This is a genomic window from Oceanirhabdus sp. W0125-5, from assembly GCF_027938815.1.
Taxonomy (GTDB): Bacteria; Bacillota; Clostridia; order Clostridiales; family Clostridiaceae; genus Oceanirhabdus.
Window position 1 is genome coordinate 3,065,676 of sequence record NZ_CP115913.1, and the last position, 20,141, is coordinate 3,085,816.

The window sequence follows — 20,141 nt, forward strand, 5'->3', positions numbered from 1 at the left end:
AAATGGAAAAAGGAGGTAAACAAGTGATTACAGAAGCAAAACTCAATGAATTAAGAGAGAACGTTAAAACTATAGTAAATAATGAAGGGTTCGAGTTATACCATATAGAATACGTAAAAGAGAACAATGAATTTTATTTAAGAATATATATTGATTCTGAGAGCGGAGTTACAATTAATGATTGTGTTGATGTTACTAGAAAGTTAAGCAATGATTATCTTGATGTAGAAGATCCTATAGATGAAGCATACATTCTTGAAATCTCATCTCCAGGAATAGAGAGAGTATTATATACTAAGGAACACTATAGAAGATATATAAATCATGAGGTGAAATTGTCCTTATCTAAATTACATTGTGGTAAAAAGAAGTTTGAAGGGGTTTTAAAAGATTTTAATGACAATGAAGTAATTATTGAAGGCGAAGATGTGTGGACTATTCCAAATGATAAAATTAAGAGAATTAAACTAAAAGGGGAGTTTTAATAATGAATGAAGAATTTGTAAGTGCATTAAAAGAAATTGTAAAAATCAAAGGAATTAGCGAAGATTTTTTATTTAATGCTGTAGAAGATGCATTGGTTTCTGCATACAAAAAGAACTATTCAAAGGTATCAAATAGCACACACAATGTAAGGGTAACAATTGATAGGGAAGACGGGGAAATTCATGTTTATGCTCAGAAAACTGTAGTAGATGAAGTTTTTGATGAAACTGTAGAAATTACTCTTGAGGATGCTAAACTTGTTAGTTCAAGATATCAAATGGATGATGTAGTTGAGATAGAGGTAACTCCAAGAGAATTTGGAAGAGTAGCAGCACAAAATGCAAAACAAGTTGTTATTCAAAGAATTAAAGAAGCTGAAAGAAATGTTATATACAATGAATACCTTGAGAAAGAGTATGATATTATAACTGGAGTAATAATTAGAAAAGAAAGAGGAAACGTATTTGTTAATTTAGGGAAGATAGAAGCTATCTTAGGTCCTAATGAACAAATTCCAACTGAAGGTTATGACTTTAATGAAAAAATTAAGTTATATATTGTAGAAGTTAAAAAGACAACTAAAGGACCTCAAATTGTTGTTTCAAGAACACATCCAGGGTTGGTTAGACGTTTATTTGAACTTGAGGTTCCAGAAATATTTAATGGAATAGTTGAAATTAAAGGAATTTCTCGTGAAGCTGGTTCAAGAAGTAAAGTAGCAGTATACTCTCATGATGAAAATATTGATCCAATGGGTTCATGTGTTGGACCAAAGGGTAGCAGAGTTCAAAGCATTGTTAATGAACTTAATAACGAGAAGATTGATATAGTTAAGTGGAGTAAGGATCCTGAAGTGTTTATTTCAAATGCTTTGAGTCCTGCTAAAGTATACAGCGTTGATATATTAGATGAAGAAAATAAAATAGCTAGTGTAGTTGTTGATGATAGTCAACTTTCTCTTGCAATAGGAAAAGAAGGGCAAAATGTTAGATTAGCAGCTAAACTTACAGGTTGGAAGATTGATATCAAAAGCAAATCTCAAATAGGCGAATAAATTTGAGGTGATTTAAATGAAAACAAGAAAGATTTCTCAAAGAATGTGTATAGGTTGCGGAGAGATGAAGCCTAAAAAAGAACTTATTAGAATAGTTAAAAATAAAGAAGGGGAAGTATCAATAGATAAAGTTGGTAAAAAACCTGGACGTGGCGCATATGTATGCAACAGTATAGAATGTTTAGAAAAAGGTATAAAAAGTAGAAGAGTAGAACGAAGTTTTAAAATGAAGATCGATCAGGAAATTTATGATAAGCTAAAGGAAGAAATAATTAATGAATAAATTTTATAACCTCATTGGAATGGCTAAAAAAGCTGGAAAAGTTTCAGTGGGATACAATAAATGTGAGGAAGCGATTTTGGGAAATAGAGCTTCATTGGTAATAACTAGTGAAGAATTATCTCAAAACTCACTTAAGAAATTTAAAAATAGTTGTGAAAAATACAATGTTAAAATGATTTCGAATGCTTCCGGTGAAGAATTGAGTAGAATGCTCGGTAATGATAGAATCATAAAAGTAGTATCCATAGATAATAAAGGTTTCTCTAGAAAACTATGGGAACTATGGGAAGAAAATAGTAAATGCGGGGGTGACCATATTGACAAAAATTAGAGTTTATGAGTTAGCGAAGGAATTAAACGTACCAAGTAAAGAGTTAATAAACATTTTGTTAGAAGAGTTCGGTGTAAAGGTTAAGAACCATATGAGTGTTATTGAGGAAGAAGACGCGGAGTTAATTAAAGAATTATTTGGGTCAATTGAAGAAGAGTCTGAAGTTGTTGAGATGTATGAAAACATTGAAAATGAGAATGTACTTAAAAATATTAAAAAAGTTAAGAATAAGAAAACAACTAAAAAAGCAGGTCAAAAGGAAGAAGAGCAGGAAGATGAATTATTAGAATTCATTGAAATAGAAGAAACTATTTCAGTTAGTGAACTTTCTGAAAAACTTAAGAAACCAGTTACTGAAGTTATCAGAGAACTTATCTTTGTTGGTGTAATGGCTGGTATTAATCAAGAGATAGATTTTGAAACTGCAGAAAAATTATGTGCAAAATTCGAAGTTCAGGCTATTAAAAAAGAAGAAGAAGAAGGTGCAGTAGAGGAAGATACTGATATAGAAGAAGATGTAAATGGAGTTAAACGTCCACCAATTATTACAGTAATGGGACACGTTGACCATGGTAAAACTTCATTATTAGATGCTATTAAGCAAACAGATGTTACTTCAACAGAAGCAGGAGGAATAACTCAACATATTGGTGCTTATACTGTTAAGGTAAATAATGAAACATTAACTTTCTTAGATACTCCAGGACATGAAGCTTTCACAGCTATGCGTGCTAGAGGTGCTAAAATTACTGACTTAGTTATATTAGTTGTTGCAGCTGATGATGGAATAATGCCACAAACTATAGAGGCAATCAATCACTGTAAAGCAGCTGAGGTTCCAATGATTGTTGCAATAAATAAAATGGATAAAGTAGGAGCTAACCCAGATAGAGTTAAACAAGAATTAACTGAGCATGGACTTGTTGCTGAAGACTGGGGTGGAGATGTAATATGTGTTCCTGTATCTGCTCATACAAAAGAGGGATTAGATCAATTACTAGAAATGGTTGTTCTTTCATCTGAAATGATGGAACTTCAAGCTGATCCAGATAGAAATGGTAAAGGAACAGTAGTTGAAGCTAGACTTGATAAAGGTAGAGGAGCAGTTGCTACACTACTTGTTCAAAACGGAACATTAAGAGTTGGAGATTCAATATATGTTGGTACAACATATGGTAGAATTAGAGCAATGTTTAACGATAAAGGTGAAAAAATTCAAGAAGCAGGCCCATCAATGCCAGCTGAAATTCTTGGATTATCTGATGTTCCTAGTTCAGGAGAAAGATTTGTAGTTGCTAAAGACGAAAAGACTGCTAGAGCTAGAGCTGAAAAGAAAGCAGAAGCATTAAGACAAGAAAAATTCAAGAAGAGTCATAAAGTATCACTTGAAGATCTTTATAGTCAGATTCAAGAAGGTAAAGTTAAAGAACTTGATATAATTGTAAAAGCAGATGTTCAAGGATCAGTTGAGGCAATAATTCAATCACTTGAAAAATTATCTACTGATACAGTTAAAGTTAGAGTTATTCATGGAGCTGTTGGTGCAATTTCAGAAACAGATGTTACTCTAGCTAGTGCTTCAAATGCATTAGTAATTGGATTCAATGTTAGACCAACAGTTAATGCATCATCAATGGCAGAAAAGGAAGAAGTTGAAATCAAGACTTATAGAATAATATATGATGCTTTAGATGACATAAAATCTGCAATGGTTGGATTACTAGATCCTGAATATAAAGAGGTTGTTTTAGGTACACTAGAGGTTAGAGAGACTTATAAGGTTTCTAATGTTGGAACAATTGCTGGATGTTATGTTCAAACTGGTAAGATTACTAGACACAGTAAAGTTCGTATTATCAGACAAGGAATTGTTATTTTAGATACTGAATTAGGTTCATTAAAGAGATTTAAAGATGATGTTAAAGAAGTTAACACTGGGTATGAATGTGGTGTAACTATTGAAAGATTCAATGATATAAAGATTGGAGATTTAATTGAAGCTTATATTATAGAAGAAATAAAAGTAAAAAGCTTATAATAATCTACATTAATATATAGAAAATGAAACCACTTTAATCTTAAAATTTATATTTTAAGATTAAGGTGGTAATCTATATAGAATGAACTAAATTTTGTGACCATTGATTTTTGCTGTAAAAGCTAAGGTTAATATCTGTATTAGGTTTCAATATTTCATTCTATATCTAGTTTCAAAGGAGATGAAAATATGGGTAAACACAGAAGTGGTAGAATAAACGAAGAAATTAGAAAAAATGTAAGTGCTATAATTAACTCTAAGGTAAAAGATCCTAGATTAGCAGGTATGATAAGTGTTACAAGAGTTGATGTTACTAATGACTTTAGCTATGCTAAGGTTTTTGTAAGTATCTTTGGAAGTGAAAAAGAAAAAAGCGATTCTATGAAAGCTTTGAAAAAAAGTGAAGGATTTATAAGAAAAGAGCTGGGAAGAACAATAAGTATGAGACATATTCCACAGGTTATTATTGAGCTTGATGAAGGGCTAGAATACGGTATGAACATTGAAAGAATATTAAAAGAAATAAAGGACAAATAATATGGATTCTAAGCTGAATAGAGAGATAATTCTAAATGCTGATAAGGTAGTGATAACTGGGCATACGTCTTTAGATGGTGATTCTATCGGTAGTTCCTTAGGTTTGTATGGAATTTTAAAGAAAATAAAGAATGAAGTTCATGTGGTATATAAAGAAGTTCCTCCTAAAGAATTTTCATTTTTACCTTATTTCAGCAACATTAAAGTTACCGAAGAAGATATCATTGATGAAAATGATATTTTAATTGTACTAGACTGTGGAAATGTTGAAAGAATTAACTTAAATATAAACGTTGATAAATTTAGAAATAATATTATAAATATAGATCATCATAAATCTAATGAAGAATATGGAGTTATTAATTGGGTAGATTCAAGTAGGGCTGCTGTTGGAGAGATGATATTTGAATTAGCACAACTTTTAGGATTAGAGATTGATGAAAATATAAGTAGTTGTTTATACACATCACTGCTTACAGATACAGGATCTTTTAAATATAGCAATACAACAGAAAGAACTCATGAAATTGCAGGAAAATTAATTTCAACTGGTATTAATTTTACTGAAATCCATGATAAAATATACGAGAATAAATCTTTAAAGCAGATAAAATTATATGCAACTGTAATTGAGAGTATGGAAATGCATTATAATAATAAACTATGTATTATGGAAATAAAGCAAAGTGATATAGAAAAACTAGAAGCAGAGAATGAAGATCTTGGAGATTTAATAAATTTAGGTACAAAAATAGATACTGTTGAAGCTGTAATGTTGATAAAAAGCAATTCTGAATACAAGAAAGTTAGCTTAAGATCAAAGAATTATATTGATGTTTGTAAAGTGGCAGGCTTATTTGGTGGTGGTGGACATATTAGAGCCGCTGGATTTAGAAGTGATCTCTCAACAGAGGAAATCAAGGAGAAAATAATAAATTATCTAAAAGGACTTATATAGATGAATGGAATAATCAATATAAACAAACCAAAGGGAATAACATCTTTTGATGTTGTTCGAATTATCAAAAAAACATTAAAAATGAAAAAGGTAGGTCATACTGGAACTCTAGATCCAATGGCAGAAGGGGTTCTGCCAATTTGCATTGGAAAAGCTACAAAATTTGCTGAGCTAATTATGTCTGAAGAAAAGGTTTATAGGGCAGAAATGAAGTTGGGAGAGATTACAGATACTTATGACATTGAAGGAGAAATTACAGAGACTTTTGATTTTTCACATGTAACTGAAGAAGAAGTTATTAAAGTTGTAAACTCATTCATTAAAACCTACGAGCAAATTCCACCAATTTACTCAGCTATTAAAGTTGCCGGAAAAAGGTTGTATGAGTATGCAAGAGAAGGTAAAGAAGTTGAGATAAAAGGAAGAAAAATAACTATACATAATATTAACAATATTGAAGTGAATCTTCCTTATATTAAATTTGATGTAAAATGTTCTAAAGGTACATATATCAGAAGTCTGTGCTTTGATATTGGAAAAGAGCTAAATGCTGGAGGGGTTATGACCTCTCTTATAAGGCTTAAGAGTGGTATTTTTAATATTGAAGATTCTGTTGAGATAAGTGAAATTGAGAAGAAGGATATTCAAGATAATATTATCTCAATAGAAAATATTTTCAGCCATCTTAATGAGCTTAATCTTAATGAAAAATTTTCTAAATTAGTTAGTAATGGAGTTGTTATCAAAGATAAAGCTCTTATAAGTTCGTTAGAAAAGAATAAACAATACAGAGTGTATAGTTTTGAAAGAGAATTTATTGGGCTGGGAGAGCTTGGTGAAAATGGATTCAAGATATTCAAAAGATATAGTTAGGTGATGTTTATGAAAATATTAAAAGATGATGTTGGGATACATGAAAATACTGTAATAGTTCTTGGAAGTTTTGATGGGATACATATTGGACATAGAAAATTAATTGAAACTGCAATTGAAATTGGACAAATGTCTAGAATGAAGAGTATGGTATATACTTTTGCTAACCATCCATTGAGTGTAATTAATTCTCATAGAACTCCAAAACTATTAATGAGTAATAAAGTAAAAATAGAGTATTTTGAAAAACTTGGAGTTGATATTTTGGCTCTAATAGAGTTTAATAAAGAATTTATGGAAATAAGTCCTGAAGACTTTATTAAACTTTTAACAGAAAAATATGGAGCAAAGCATATAATTGTTGGGTACAACTATCGTTTTGGATATAAGAATCTTGGCGATGTTGAGTTATTAAGAAGTATGCAGGAAAATCTAGGGTTTGAACTGCATGTGGTTGAACCAGTAAAATTAGGCGGTACTCCAGTAAGTAGTACATTTATACGAGGATTAATAATAGAGGGTGAGATTTCAGTAGCTAATGAATTCTTAGGCCATAGTTTTGTTATTGATGGAAAAATTATTCGAGGAAAACAAATCGGTCGAACAATCGGTTTTCCAACAATAAATTTAGATTATAATTTAGAAAATTTAGTTCCAAGGGGTGGAGTTTATTACACTGTTGCGGAAATTGAGGGAGAATATTTCAAAGGAATAACAAATGTAGGGTATAATCCAACGGTGAATGGAAATAAATTAAGTATAGAGACTTATCTCTTGGATTTTAATAAAGATGTATATGATTATTATTTTAAGCTTCACTTTATTGAGCGAATTAGAGATGAGAAAAAATTTGAAAATATTGAATTGCTAAAGAAGCAAATTCAGAGAGATAAAGAATATGTAGAACAACAAGTTATGTGGTTTTAAAAAAATGTTTTACATTTAATTAATTATCTGTTATAATTGCAAAGAACCCTATTCTAAGATTTGCGATTCACCAACGTTATCTTGGATAGTGGGGATATTTTTGGAGGTGTAGAAATGGATAAAGCAACTAAATTAGAAATTATCAAAGAGTACGGAAAATGTGAAGGAGACACTGGTTCTGCAGAAGTACAAGTAGCATTACTTACTCACAGAATTAAGCATTTAACAGAGCATTTAAAAATGCACAAGAAAGACCATCACTCAAGAAGAGGATTAATGATGATGATCGGTCAAAGAAAGAGATTCCTTAAGTACATCAAGAATAGAGACATTAACGAGTATCGTGCTTTAATCAAGAGATTAGGAATAAGAAAATAATTAAAAGAGTGGCAATGCCGCTCTTTATTTGTATATTCACTAGACATAATATTATAAATTTTATAATAAAATTTATAACTTTGACAATAATATAAATAGTAATATTATATATAAAAATTATTATATACACAATTTATTTGAAAAATATTAAAAATTGATGAAAATATGGTATAATATATATCTATGGGAAATTTCTAAAATGAATTGGAAATATAAATTTTGATATAATACATAGGAATTTGGAGGTAAAATATGAGTCATGTACTAGAAACTTCGTTCGCTGGAAGAACGTTGAAAGTAGAATGCGGAAAAACAGGCATGTTATCTGACTGTGCAATGTTTGTTAGCTATGGCGATACAGTTATAATGGTAAATGTTAACGCATCTAAAGAGCCAAGAGAAGGCATTGACTTCTTTCCATTAAGTGTTGAGTATGAAGAAAGACTATATTCAGTAGGTAAAATACCTGGTGGATTTATAAAAAGAGAAGGAAAACCATCTGAAAAATCTGTTCTAAGTGCAAGAGCGATTGACAGACCATTAAGACCACTATTCCCAAAAGGGTATAGAAATGATGTTCAAATCGTATGTACTGTAATGTCTGTTGAACAGGATAACTTACCAGAGTTTATTGCAATGAATGCTGCTTCATTAGCATTATGTGCATCAAGTATTCCTTTTACTTCTCCTGTAGCAACAGTATCTATTGGTTTAATTGATGGAGAATTTATAGTTTTCCCAAATGTTGAACAAAGAGAACAGAGTATTATGCAATTAACTGTTTGTGCTACAAAAGATAGAGTTATGATGGTAGAAGCAGGCGGAGATGAAATTGATGAAGAAACAATGATAGATGCTATCAAATTTGGATTTGATCAATGTCAGGAATTAATTAAATTCCAAGAAGAAGTAGTAGCGAAATGTGGTAAAGAAAAACCAGAGCCAATATTACATAAAGTTGATGAGACAATTGAAGCAGAGGTTCGTGAGTTTGCTTTTGAAATGACAAAAGAAGCTATGTATATCATTGATAAAGATGAACGTGCTGCTAAGATGAACATAGTTAGAGAAAAAGTAGATGAAGAATTCGGTGAAAAATATGCCGATAATCGTTCTGATGTTGCAGATACATTATATAAGATTCAAAAAGATGTAGTTAGAAACATGCTTCTTAATGAAAGAAGAAGACCAGATGGAAGAGCTTTTGATGAAGTAAGACATCTGGAAAGTGAAGTATCATTATTACCTAGAACTCATGGTAGTGGATTATTTACAAGAGGATTAACACAAGTAATGACTGTAGCTACATTAGGAGCTCTAGGAGATGCACAAACATTAGATGGTCTTGGAGCTGAAAGTTCTAAGAGATATATGCATCATTATAATTTCCCTTCATATAGTGTTGGTGAAACTAGACCGATGAGAGGTCCAGGTAGAAGAGAGATTGGACATGGAGCACTAGCTGAAAGAGCACTTGAGCCATTAATACCAAGTGAAGAGGAATTCCCATATACAATTAGATTAGTTTCTGAAGTTCTAAGTTCAAATGGTTCTACTTCACAAGCAAGTGTATGTGCTAGTACATTAGCTTTATTAGATGCAGGGGTTCCAATTAAGAGACCAGCAGCGGGTATAGCTATGGGATTAATAACTAGCGAAGATTTATCTCAAGAAGCTGTTATGACAGATATCCAAGGGTTAGAAGATTTCTTTGCAGATATGGACTTTAAAGTTGCAGGAACTGAGAAAGGTATTACTTCTATCCAAGTAGATACTAAAATAGCAGGATTATCTGAAACAATAATTAAAGATGCTATATATGGAGCAAAGAAAGCTAGATTACAAATTCTTGATGTTATGAAGAAATGTATACCTACTCATAGAGAGGAACTTTCTAAATATGCTCCAAGAATGCATAGTTTACAAGTAGATCCTGATAAGATTAGAACAATTATCGGACCAGGTGGAAAAACAATAAAAGGTATTATAGCTGAAACAGGAGTGTCTATTGATACAAATGATGATGGAAAAGTTGTTGTAATGTCAAATGACGCTGAAAATGCTGAAAAAGCTTTAGCAATGATAAAAGAACTTATAAGAGAAGTTGAAGTAGGTGAAATTTATCTAGGTAAAGTTACTAAAATTACTAATTTCGGTGCATTTGTTGAAGTTTTACCTGGTAAAGAGGGTCTTGTTCATATTTCTAAACTTGACCATAAGAGAGTTGCTAAAGTTGAGGATGTAGTTACTGTTGGTGATGAAATTCTTGTTAAGGTAACAGAAATTGATGCTCAAGGCAGAGTTAATCTTTCTAGAAAAGATGCAATTGAAAAAAGTGAAAAAGATAATAAAGAAGAAAAATAATGAGGAGGGCAGAAATGCCTTTTTCTTTTAAATTAAAAAAGGAGAATACTTATGTATAATATTTATTCTTTAAAGAATGGGTTGAGAGTTGTTACAGAAAAGATTGAATATGTAAATTCCGTTAGTGTTGGTATTTGGATGAAAATAGGTGCGAGAAATGAGAAAAAAGAAGAAACAGGTATTTCACATTTCATTGAGCACATGCTTTTTAAAGGTACAGAAACCAAAAGTGCAATGGATATTGTTAAATCAATTGAAGATGTAGGTGGACATATTAATGCTTTTACAGGTAAGGAAACTACATGTATATATGTTCGCGCTTTAAATACTCATGAAAAATTATGTGTTGAAACTTTAGCTGATATGATTTTTAATTCACTATTCAATGAGGATGATATTGAAAAGGAAAAGATGGTTATTGGCGAAGAAATAAACATGAATGATGATTCTCCAGAAGATTTATTAACAGATCTTCAATGTAGAGCTATGTGGGGAGATGGGTCATTAGCAAATACAATATTAGGAACAAAAGAAGCAATTGGAAAATTGAATAGAGAAAAAATAAAAAAATATATAAAAGAGAACTATATTCCTGAAAATTGTGTTATTTCAATATGTGGTAATTTTTCGGATGATATGGGTAAGCTTATTGAAGAGAATTTTGCACATTGGAATAATCAAAATAACTTAGTTAGAACATATGATGTTCCAGTTAAGGTGAATAACAATATTTTTAAACCTAAAGAGATTGAACAACTTCACATAAACATGGGATTAGAGGGTGTTCAACTAGGTAGTGATGATATTTATCCCCTTGCAATATTAACTAATAGATTTGGTGGTGGGGCATCATCAATTTTATTCCAAAAAGTAAGGGAAGAACAAGGGTTATGTTACTCTGTATATGCATTTAATTCAGCATATGTTAATACAGGTGCACTAAACATTTATGGTGCTCTTAGTCCAAATACTGTTCAGCAATTTATTGATATTACAACAGAAGAAGTTGATAAATTTAGTAAATTTAAGTTTAGTAAGGAAGAACTATATAAAGCTAAAGAACAACTAAAAGGGGGATATTTGCTTGCTCTTGAGAATACAAGCAATAGAATGTTCAGTAATGGAAGAACCCTGCTTATGAATGATAAAGTAAAGACTCCTGATGAGATATTAGGGAAAATTGAAGCAATAGATAATGATAGAATAGAAGTTATGATGGATAGAATCTTTAAAAAGGGTATTCTTAACTACACTTTTGTTGGAAGTGGTGAAGATAAAGTATCTGTTGATAATTTAAAAATTCTTAAATAAATATATATGTATAATAGATTACCTTCTTACATAAGTATTAATAATAATACTTATGATCAGGAGGTTAATTTTTTTATGGATAAAAAGCGTAAATATTTTAGTGATATGGAAAAGTATGAGATTATAAATATTAATGATGGAGATAAATATAGCTATCTTGGACATAATGATGTTATTATTGATGAGGACGGAAATCTTAAAAAAATCATGTTAGGTGGCTCTGAAGGTAAGATATCATTGTTTACAAATAAGGTTCCTACTGTTGAAATACCATGGGATAAGGTGAGAAAAATCGGAAGTAAAACAATCATAATTGATTTTGAAGGTGAATTAGATAAATAGCACTTTTTGCAATATAAATCTCACTAAAAGTATTACATTATATAAATAATGAGGTTATAATATAAATAAAACTACTTCTTTTAAAATTGAAGTAGTTTTATTTATATTAATTCGAATAGACTTTATACACAAAAATATCATTAATAAATATTATATAATAAAGGACTCTGGAGGATAACATGAAGATTGTAGTTCAAAAATTTGGAGGTACTTCTGTTGCTACCCCTGAAAGAAGAAGTTTACTAATAGATAAAGTTAAAAAAGCTATTGATAGAGGAGAATTACCAGTTGTGGTTGTTTCAGCTATGGGAAGAAAGGGTGATCCTTATGCTACAGATACACTTCTATCACAAATAAATCCTAAATTAAAAACAGAACAGCCTAGATCTGTAGATATGCTCATGAGTTGCGGAGAAATTATCAGTTCGGTAGTAACAAGTTCTGAGATGTTAATGAAAGGAATAAATGCAATTCCTTTAACAGGTGGTCAAGCAGGTATTATAACTGATGAAAACTTTATGGAAGCTGATTTTATCACTGTTGATACTGAAAACATTAAAAGTTTATTAAAGGAAGGAAAAGTACCAGTTATTGCTGGATTTCAAGGTAGAACAAAAAAATGGGACATTACAACAATAGGAAGAGGAGGAAGTGATGTTACTGCTTCTTTAATTGGCGCTTATTTAAAAGCAGATCGTGTTGAGATTTATACAGATGTTGACGGAATACTTACATCAGATCCTAATATAGTCCCAAATGCTTCATTGATTAAAACTATTAGTTATGAAGAAAGTTTTCAATTTGCTTATGAGGGTGCAAAGGTTATTCACCCACGAGCTGTTGAGATTGCTCAAAATCATAACTTACCACTTCTTATAAAAAACACACTTTCCAATAGCGAAGGTACTTTGATCAATAATGATATTTATCTTGATAAAAAGAGAATAATTACTGGAATTGCTAGCAAAAGTGATAGAGTACAGGTAACAGTTGAATACGAAGGTGATGAAAGCTATTATTCAATGTTTACAATTTTAGGAGAACATGATATAAGTTTAGACTTAATAAATGTTTTTCCGAAACAAAAGATATTTACAATTGATAGTGATAAATTAACTCAACTTAAAGAAATATTTAACAATATGAATCTAAAATTTGAGTATAAAAAGAATTGCTGTAAGATTGCTTTAATTGGAGCGGGTATGAGAGGAACGCCAGGAGTTATGGCAAGAATTTTAACTGCTCTAACTAGAGAAAAAATCGAAGTTCTGCAAACAGCCGACTCTCATAACACTATTTGGTGTTTAGTAAATGAAAAAGATAGAGATAAATCTATAATAGCTCTGCATAAAGAATTCCAACTTTAGGCGAATAGGTACACCTCTTAATGGATACAATATGTTTGTTAGGAGGTGTATTTTTATGTCTAAAGAAATACATATAAAGGAAACTAAAGGAGAGAGTACTGCAAATCTTTCAGAAGAAGCATCAAATATAAAAGAATTAGGTGTAAGTGAAGTACCAAAGGCTGATGATAAAAGTATCCATGTACTACCGATTATCGGGACTATTGAAGGGCATATGGTTCAACCACCACAAACTAAAACAACTAAATATGAACACGTAATTCCACAACTAGTTTCTATTGAAAGAGATAGTTCTGTAAAAGGGATTTTAATTATATTAAATACCGTAGGTGGAGATGTGGAAGCTGGCTTAGCTATATCAGAAATGATAAATAGTCTAAGTAAACCAACTGTATCATTGGTTATAGGAGGCGGGCATTCAATAGGTGTTCCATTAGCGACTTCAGCAAAATATAGTTTTATTTCTCCAACAGCTACTATGATTGTTCATCCAATAAGAATGAATGGATTGGTTTTAGGTGTTCCACAAACATTTGAATATTTTAGAAAAATGCAAGAAAGAATAACTAATTTTATTGTTAGAACATCAAATATAAGTGAAGATGAGTTTAATCGTCTCATGTTACAGACTGATGAATTACTTAATGATATGGGAACAATACTAATTGGAGAAAAAGCTGTTGAGTATGGTTTAATTGATGAGGTTGGCGGTATAAGAAAGGCAATTGATAAGTTGAATAAGTTAATAGAAGAAACTGAAGAAAAATAAACATGATTACAGAACCTGAGTTCTTTTAAGAATTTAGGTTTTATTTTTATGTTCTATTTGAAATTTATTTAACTTGGTAGGAATTATTATAGTAAATGTAGAATAGTAAAAAAGGAGGTGAAATGATGGCTAAGAGAAAAACAACAAAAACCAAAAGAAAAGAAACAAGACAACCAACAAAAAAAGCAAAAGGAAAAGGGGAAATTAATAAAAATAATGATACTATAGGGATAGTACTTATAACAATCGGAATAATAATGTTACTAAGCATATTATCAAATTATGTAGGAGGTCTATCCATGGGGAGCTTCGGAGAAAGCTCTTTTAAAATCATGACAAGCCTCTTTGGGATAGGATCATTTATTGTGCCGATTTTAGTTATGGCAGTTGGATATATGTACATAATTTCTAAAAATAAAGTTAAATACTCAAGAAAATTTTTTGGTATAATCTTGATTGTAATTAATATTATGATACTTTTAAATATTTTTAAATATGATACTTTTTATAATCCTGCTGATATGAAAACTGCTATTGAAAAAATATATGATAGTGGAACTGCTTTTCATGGAGGTATAATTTCATTTATTATAACAGTTCCACTTTGTACAATATTCGGTAAAACCGGCGGTATTCTTATAGTGTTTGCGGGATTTTTAATTGGAGGCATATTTGCTACAGAGATGGAAATGCACCAGTTGTTTTCTGCAATAACATCCTATATTTCTTCACGTAAAGCCGAAAGAGCTAAACGAGTTGAAGAAGTACATGAAGAAAATAATATTTCAGAAGTAGAAAAAAAATCATATGAAAAAGAGTACAGCTCAAATAATGATAACAGAATTAAAATAATAGATTTTGTTAAATCAAATACATTAGATGAAACTGCTGTTACTGAAAATCATAATAAAAACGAGGATGTTGTTTCTAGAGAAATGAATGTTGAAAGTGAAGAGAATATTCCAGTTATTAAAGACTCGATGGATCATAAAGAAGTTAGAATGAAATCTAATCAAAAAGAAAAAGAAATTAAGGAGCAAGATATAGAGAGTATAGAAGAATATGTAAAAGAAGAAATAATTACAAATTCAATAATCCGTGACTCAGAAAAAAAAGAGTATGTTTTTCCTGGTATTGATTTCTTAAATGAAAATAAAGAAGGGCAACAAAGTAAAAGTGATAAAAGAGAACTTTTACAAGATGCAAATAAACTAGCAAGTACATTGAAAAGCTTTGGGGTTAAAGCTAAGGTTGTACAAGTAACAAAAGGCCCATCAGTAACTCGTTTCGAAATACAACCAGAGGTGGGGGTTAAAGTATCTAAGATAGTTAATTTATCAGATGACATAGCACTTAATTTAGCAGCACCATCAATAAGAATAGAAGCACCAATTCCAGGAAAAGCTGCTGTTGGTATTGAAGTTCCAAATAGAAAGTTGTTACCTGTATTGTTTAGAGAGATAATTGAGAGTTCTGTATTCCAAGAAGATAAAGGTAATCTTATTATTGGATTAGGAAAAGATATTGCAGGGAAATGTATAACAACCGATGTTGCTAAAATGCCACACGTACTTGTTGCTGGAGCAACTGGGTCAGGAAAATCAGTATGTATAAACTCATTGATAATAAGTTTGCTTTATAAATATACTCCAGAAGAGGTTAAGTTATTAATGATTGATCCTAAGGTTGTAGAGTTAAATGTTTACAACGGTATACCACATCTATTAATACCAGTTGTTACTGATTCAAGAAAAGCTGCTGGAGCATTAAGTTGGGCTGTAGGTGAAATGGAGAGAAGATATCAAGCATTTGCAGATAATGGGGTTAAGAATATTGAGGGATATAATGAACTTTACTCTAAAGGTATAATTGAAGAAAAAATGCCGTTCATTGTAATAATAATTGATGAGTTAGCAGATTTAATGATGGTTGCTCCAAAGGATGTAGAGGGTTATATTGCAAGATTAGCTCAAAAGGCTAGAGCATCAGGAATGCATCTTGTAATAGCTACTCAAAGACCATCTGTAGATGTTATTACTGGTATGATTAAAGCGAATATTCCATCTAGAATAGCTTTTGCAGTGTCAAGTCAGGTTGACTCAAGAACAATTATTGATTCATCTGGTGCTGAAAAGTTATTAGGTAAGGGGGATATGTTATTCCTTCCAATTGGCGCTTCAAAGCCAACAAGAATTCAAGGGGCATTCATATCTGAGAGTGAAGTTGAAGAAGTAGTGAACTTTATTAAAGTAGATCAATGCGAAAATGAATACAAAGAGGATATTATTGAAGCCATTGATAATAATACTAAATATGAAGGTGAGGAAAAAACTGATGTAGATCCCCTTTTAAATGAAGCTATTGAATTTGTTATTAAGCAGCAAAAGGCATCAACTTCGATGTTACAAAGAAAGTTCAAGGTGGGTTATAATAGAGCAGCAAGAATTATAGATGAGATGGAAGAACGCGGAGTTATATCAGGTCCAAATGGAAGCAAGCCAAGACAAATTCTAATGGGGTCTGAAGACATAGATTAAAATGCTTTTGTGAAAATATATGAATTTTATGTTATAATATAGATTGTTTGATTTAATTACAAAGTTAACGGAGGAAGAAATGAAAGATATAAAAGTTGGTTTAATAAATTTAGGTTGCGATAAAAACAGGATTGATTCAGAGATTATGTTGGGTAGAATAAGCAAGGAACTTGTTCTTACAAATAATATAGAGGAAGCTCATGTTCTTATAATAAATACATGTGGGTTCATTGAGGCCTCAAAACAAGAATCTATAAATACTATTTTAGAAATGGCTAATTACAAAGAAGGAAATTGTAAGGTTTTAATTGCTACAGGATGTTTAACACAAAGATATGGAGATGAATTATTAGAATTAATGCCAGAACTAGATGCGATTCTAGGGGTTAATGACTATGATAAGATTCTTGAGGTTATTGAAAAAGCATATACAACTGATGAAAAGATAGTTTTATGCAGTACAGAAGCTGAAGATGTAAATGAAGGAGATAGGATAATTACCACAGGTGCTCATTCTGCATATCTTAGAATTGCAGAAGGGTGTGATAACAAGTGTGCATATTGTGCTATTCCTGCAATTAGAGGTAAGTATAGAAGTAGAACTAAAGAGAGTATAATTGACGAAGCTAAGAGTTTAGCAAAGCAGGGTGTAAAAGAAGTTATTCTTGTAGCTCAAGATACTACTTGTTATGGAAAAGATATTTACGGCAAGAAAGTATTACATGAGCTTGTAAGGGAGATTAGTTCAATAGATGGTATTGAGTGGATTAGAATACTATATTGTTATGCCGAAGAAATAACTGATGAGCTAATCAAAGAAATTAAAGAGAATGATAAGGTATGTAAATACTTAGATATACCTATGCAGCATATTAGTGATAATATTCTAAAGAAAATGAGAAGAAGAGGTAGAAGAACTCAAATTGAAAGTAATATAAGAAAGCTTAGAAAAGAGATTCCAAATATTATTCTAAGAACAACATTTATAGTTGGATTCCCTGGTGAAACAGATGAAGATTTTACAGAATTATATGAGTTCATTAAAGATGTAAAATTTGATAGAGTGGGTGTATTTAAATACTCAAAAGAAGAAGGCACAGAAGCATATAATATGGAAGATCAAATTGAAGAAGATATTAAAATTGAAAGAGAAGAAAAGTTAATGCTTCTTCAACAGGAAATCTCATATGATAAGAATCAATCGTTGATTGGAGAAACATTTAAGGTAATAGTTGATAACTTTGATGGAGAAGTGTATGTAGGTAGAAACTTTGGAATGGCACCAGAAGTAGATGGAGACGTTATTATAAGCTGTGAAGAAGAATTGACTCTTGGAAGTTTTATAAACGTTAAAATCACTGGTGCCATGGAATATGATCTAGTTGGGGTGATTGTTAATGAATCTTGCGAATAAGCTTACGGTTTTAAGAATAATAATGGTACCAATATTTTTAGTTTTTATTTCAATTGAAACTATTCCTTACGGAGTAGAGATTGCTACAGGGATATTCATTCTAGCAGCACTAACTGATAAATTAGATGGTTATATAGCAAGATCAAGGAATATGATAACTGATTTTGGAAAATTCATGGATCCTCTTGCAGATAAATTATTAGTTACAGCTGCTTTAGTAGCACTGACTTATATGAGAATTATACCAGCATGGATAGTTGTAGTGATTATTTCAAGAGAATTTGCGGTATCAGGTTTAAGAACTTTAGCGGCTAATAAAGGGGTTGTAATAGCTGCAAGTTGGTGGGGGAAAATTAAAACAGTAATACAATTTTGTGCAATAATTTTAGCTTTGATTAACATTGTAATGGAGAGTACTGTTCTTGCAAGTATAACATCTGTTGCTATTTATGCTGCAGCAATCATTACACTAATATCAGGTTGGGATTATTTTGCTAAGAACAGCGAGGTTATCGCTAGTAAATAATGAACTGATAGTAGAGAACTATGATTCTATTGCGCCATAGAAAAACACTGCGACATAAAACATAACTGAACAGTTGAAAATGGAAAGTGGAAAACGATGGAGGTTTTGCTCCGCAAAACTACATTTTATTGTTATTTAGAACAAGAGGTGTTTACTCATTTTATCTTTAGATAAAATATTGTAATTTAGAATACAAGGTTTCATTTAGATGAAACGAGTAAGCTATTCTTGTCCGAAGAGCAATATGATTAAAATTTCTCGAAGAGAAATATCCTACGTTTTCAACTTTCAATTTTCCACTTTCAACTTGAGTTTTTAAAGCACAATAGTTTCGTATTATGTATAAAGAAACTAAAATAAATAAAGTAGGTATAAAACAACAGAAACGGTCAATATTTAAAGATAGCTCCTAAATTTTAGGAGCTTTAGATTTTATTGGTTAGTGGGAACTTTTGTTATAAACTTGTTGACTAATAAAAATTAATAAGGTATAATTGTTTATAGAACGAGTGTTCGATGTAATGGAGGTGAACCCATAGGGGATTATTATGAATAGTGAGAAATTAAAAGCAATAGAATCAGCGATGGGACAGATAGAGAAGCAGTTTGGTAAAGGCTCAATAATGAAACTAGGGGAGAAAAAGGCTGTAAATATAGGCGCAATCTCAACTGGAAGTTTAAGTTTAGATATAGCATTAGGTGTAGGTGGAGTTCCAAAAGGAAGAATAATTGAAATTTATGGACCAGAAAGTTCTGGTAAAACAACAGTTGCATTACATATAATTGCAGAAGCTCAAAAAACAGGTGGAGCTGTAGCATTTGTAGATGCAGAACATGCACTTGATCCAATTTACGCAGGTAACTTAGGTGTTGATGTAGATAATCTGATAGTATCTCAACCAGATACTGGAGAACAAGCACTTGAAATTACAGAAGCTCTTGTAAGAAGTGGAGCTATTGATGTAATCGTAGTTGACTCAGTTGCAGCTTTAGTACCTAAAGCTGAGATTGAAGGGGAAATGGGAGCTTCTCATGTTGGATTGCAAGCGAGACTTATGTCACAAGCTCTTAGAAAGTTAGCGGGAAGTATTAGTAAATCTAACACAGTAGCGATATTTATTAACCAGCTTAGAGAAAAAGTTGGAGTAATGTTTGGAAATCCTGAAACAACTCCAGGAGGAAGAGCATTAAAGTTCTATTCATCTGTTAGATTAGATGTAAGAAGAAGTGACACAATAAAACAAGGTGATGAATTTAAAGGTAACAGAACAAAAGTTAAGATTATAAAGAATAAAGTAGCACCACCTTTTAAAACAGCAGAATTTGATATTATGTATGGTCAAGGAATTTCCAAAGAAGGAAATTTAGTAGATGTAGGTGTTAAAGAAGAAATCATTCAAAAGAGTGGAGCTTGGTTTGCATATGGAGATATCAGATTGGGTCAAGGAAGAGAAAATGCTAAAAATTTCTTAGCTGAAAATATTGATATTGCTATGGAAATTGAAAGTAGAATTAGAGCAAAATATAATCTACCAGTTTCTGATGTTAATGCAGACAACAGTGAAGATAAAAAAGAAAAAAAAGCTAAATAATAAGTCGCAGTAGGTTACATTTACCTACTGCTATTATTTTTATGAAAATTAATA

Annotated in this window: 19 protein-coding genes; all 19 read left to right on the forward strand. The window is 31.1% G+C overall.

The window, feature by feature from the left end:
- Positions 1-23: 23 nt before the first annotated feature.
- The 19 genes from rimP to recA all read left to right on the forward strand — a co-directional run bounded on the left by rimP (position 24) and on the right by recA (position 20,087).
- Positions 24-485 (forward strand): ribosome maturation factor RimP, encoded by a 462-nt coding sequence (rimP, locus tag OW730_RS14115; protein ID WP_271224698.1) that lies wholly within the window; start codon positions 24-26, stop codon positions 483-485.
- 2 nt (positions 486-487) lie between these two features.
- A complete protein-coding gene (gene nusA, locus OW730_RS14120) occupies positions 488-1,540 on the forward strand; it encodes a transcription termination factor NusA (protein WP_271224699.1) in 1,053 nt (350 codons plus the stop codon).
- Between the two features lie 16 nt (positions 1,541-1,556).
- Complete coding sequence (gene rnpM / locus OW730_RS14125) at positions 1,557-1,823, forward strand: RNase P modulator RnpM (RefSeq protein WP_271224700.1); 267 nt, start codon at positions 1,557-1,559, stop codon at positions 1,821-1,823.
- A complete protein-coding gene (locus OW730_RS14130; RefSeq protein ID WP_271224701.1) occupies positions 1,816-2,154 on the forward strand; it encodes a ribosomal L7Ae/L30e/S12e/Gadd45 family protein in 339 nt (112 codons plus the stop codon). The genes rnpM and OW730_RS14130 overlap by 8 nt, the downstream gene beginning before the upstream one ends.
- Positions 2,141-4,192 (forward strand): translation initiation factor IF-2, encoded by a 2,052-nt coding sequence (infB, locus tag OW730_RS14135; RefSeq protein ID WP_271224702.1) that lies wholly within the window; start codon positions 2,141-2,143, stop codon positions 4,190-4,192. The genes OW730_RS14130 and infB overlap by 14 nt, the downstream gene beginning before the upstream one ends.
- A 189-nt stretch (positions 4,193-4,381) precedes the next feature.
- Complete coding sequence (gene rbfA, locus OW730_RS14140) at positions 4,382-4,729, forward strand: 30S ribosome-binding factor RbfA (RefSeq protein ID WP_271224703.1); 348 nt, start codon at positions 4,382-4,384, stop codon at positions 4,727-4,729.
- Between the two features lies 1 nt (position 4,730).
- Positions 4,731-5,687, forward strand: a complete 957-nt coding sequence (locus OW730_RS14145) for a DHH family phosphoesterase (RefSeq protein WP_271224704.1) — start codon at positions 4,731-4,733, stop codon at positions 5,685-5,687.
- The gene (truB, locus tag OW730_RS14150; RefSeq protein WP_271224705.1) at positions 5,688-6,560 is read left to right on the forward strand and encodes a tRNA pseudouridine(55) synthase TruB; all 873 of its coding nucleotides are present in this window, start codon (positions 5,688-5,690) and stop codon (positions 6,558-6,560) included. It begins immediately after the preceding gene.
- Positions 6,561-6,569: 9 nt separating this feature from the next.
- The gene (locus OW730_RS14155; protein ID WP_271224706.1) at positions 6,570-7,487 is read left to right on the forward strand and encodes a bifunctional riboflavin kinase/FAD synthetase; all 918 of its coding nucleotides are present in this window, start codon (positions 6,570-6,572) and stop codon (positions 7,485-7,487) included.
- Positions 7,488-7,601: 114 nt separating this feature from the next.
- Positions 7,602-7,865: a 30S ribosomal protein S15 gene (gene rpsO, locus OW730_RS14160; RefSeq protein WP_271224707.1), complete on the forward strand. Its 264-nt coding sequence runs from the start codon at positions 7,602-7,604 to the stop codon at positions 7,863-7,865.
- A 252-nt stretch (positions 7,866-8,117) separates the two neighbouring features.
- Complete coding sequence (locus OW730_RS14165; RefSeq protein WP_271224708.1) at positions 8,118-10,229, forward strand: polyribonucleotide nucleotidyltransferase; 2,112 nt, start codon at positions 8,118-8,120, stop codon at positions 10,227-10,229.
- A 51-nt stretch (positions 10,230-10,280) separates the two neighbouring features.
- A complete protein-coding gene (locus tag OW730_RS14170; RefSeq protein ID WP_271224709.1) occupies positions 10,281-11,540 on the forward strand; it encodes a M16 family metallopeptidase in 1,260 nt (419 codons plus the stop codon).
- Between the two features lie 75 nt (positions 11,541-11,615).
- Entirely contained in the window at positions 11,616-11,882 is a 267-nt protein-coding gene (locus OW730_RS14175; RefSeq protein WP_271224710.1) for a YlmC/YmxH family sporulation protein, read from the forward strand.
- A 179-nt stretch (positions 11,883-12,061) separates the two neighbouring features.
- The gene (dapG, locus tag OW730_RS14180; protein WP_271224711.1) at positions 12,062-13,249 is read left to right on the forward strand and encodes an aspartate kinase; all 1,188 of its coding nucleotides are present in this window, start codon (positions 12,062-12,064) and stop codon (positions 13,247-13,249) included.
- A 55-nt stretch (positions 13,250-13,304) separates the two neighbouring features.
- Positions 13,305-14,018, forward strand: a complete 714-nt coding sequence (locus tag OW730_RS14185) for a ClpP family protease (RefSeq protein ID WP_271224712.1) — start codon at positions 13,305-13,307, stop codon at positions 14,016-14,018.
- Between the two features lie 125 nt (positions 14,019-14,143).
- A complete protein-coding gene (locus OW730_RS14190; RefSeq protein ID WP_271224713.1) occupies positions 14,144-16,555 on the forward strand; it encodes an FtsK/SpoIIIE family DNA translocase in 2,412 nt (803 codons plus the stop codon).
- A gap of 79 nt (positions 16,556-16,634) precedes the next feature.
- A complete protein-coding gene (gene rimO / locus OW730_RS14195; RefSeq protein WP_271224714.1) occupies positions 16,635-17,969 on the forward strand; it encodes a 30S ribosomal protein S12 methylthiotransferase RimO in 1,335 nt (444 codons plus the stop codon).
- Entirely contained in the window at positions 17,953-18,495 is a 543-nt protein-coding gene (gene pgsA, locus OW730_RS14200) for a CDP-diacylglycerol--glycerol-3-phosphate 3-phosphatidyltransferase (protein ID WP_271224715.1), read from the forward strand. Before rimO ends, pgsA begins: the two co-directional genes overlap by 17 nt.
- Before the next feature lie 548 nt (positions 18,496-19,043).
- Positions 19,044-20,087, forward strand: a complete 1,044-nt coding sequence (gene recA, locus OW730_RS14205; RefSeq protein WP_271224716.1) for a recombinase RecA — start codon at positions 19,044-19,046, stop codon at positions 20,085-20,087.
- The last annotated feature ends 54 nt before the right edge of the window (positions 20,088-20,141 follow it).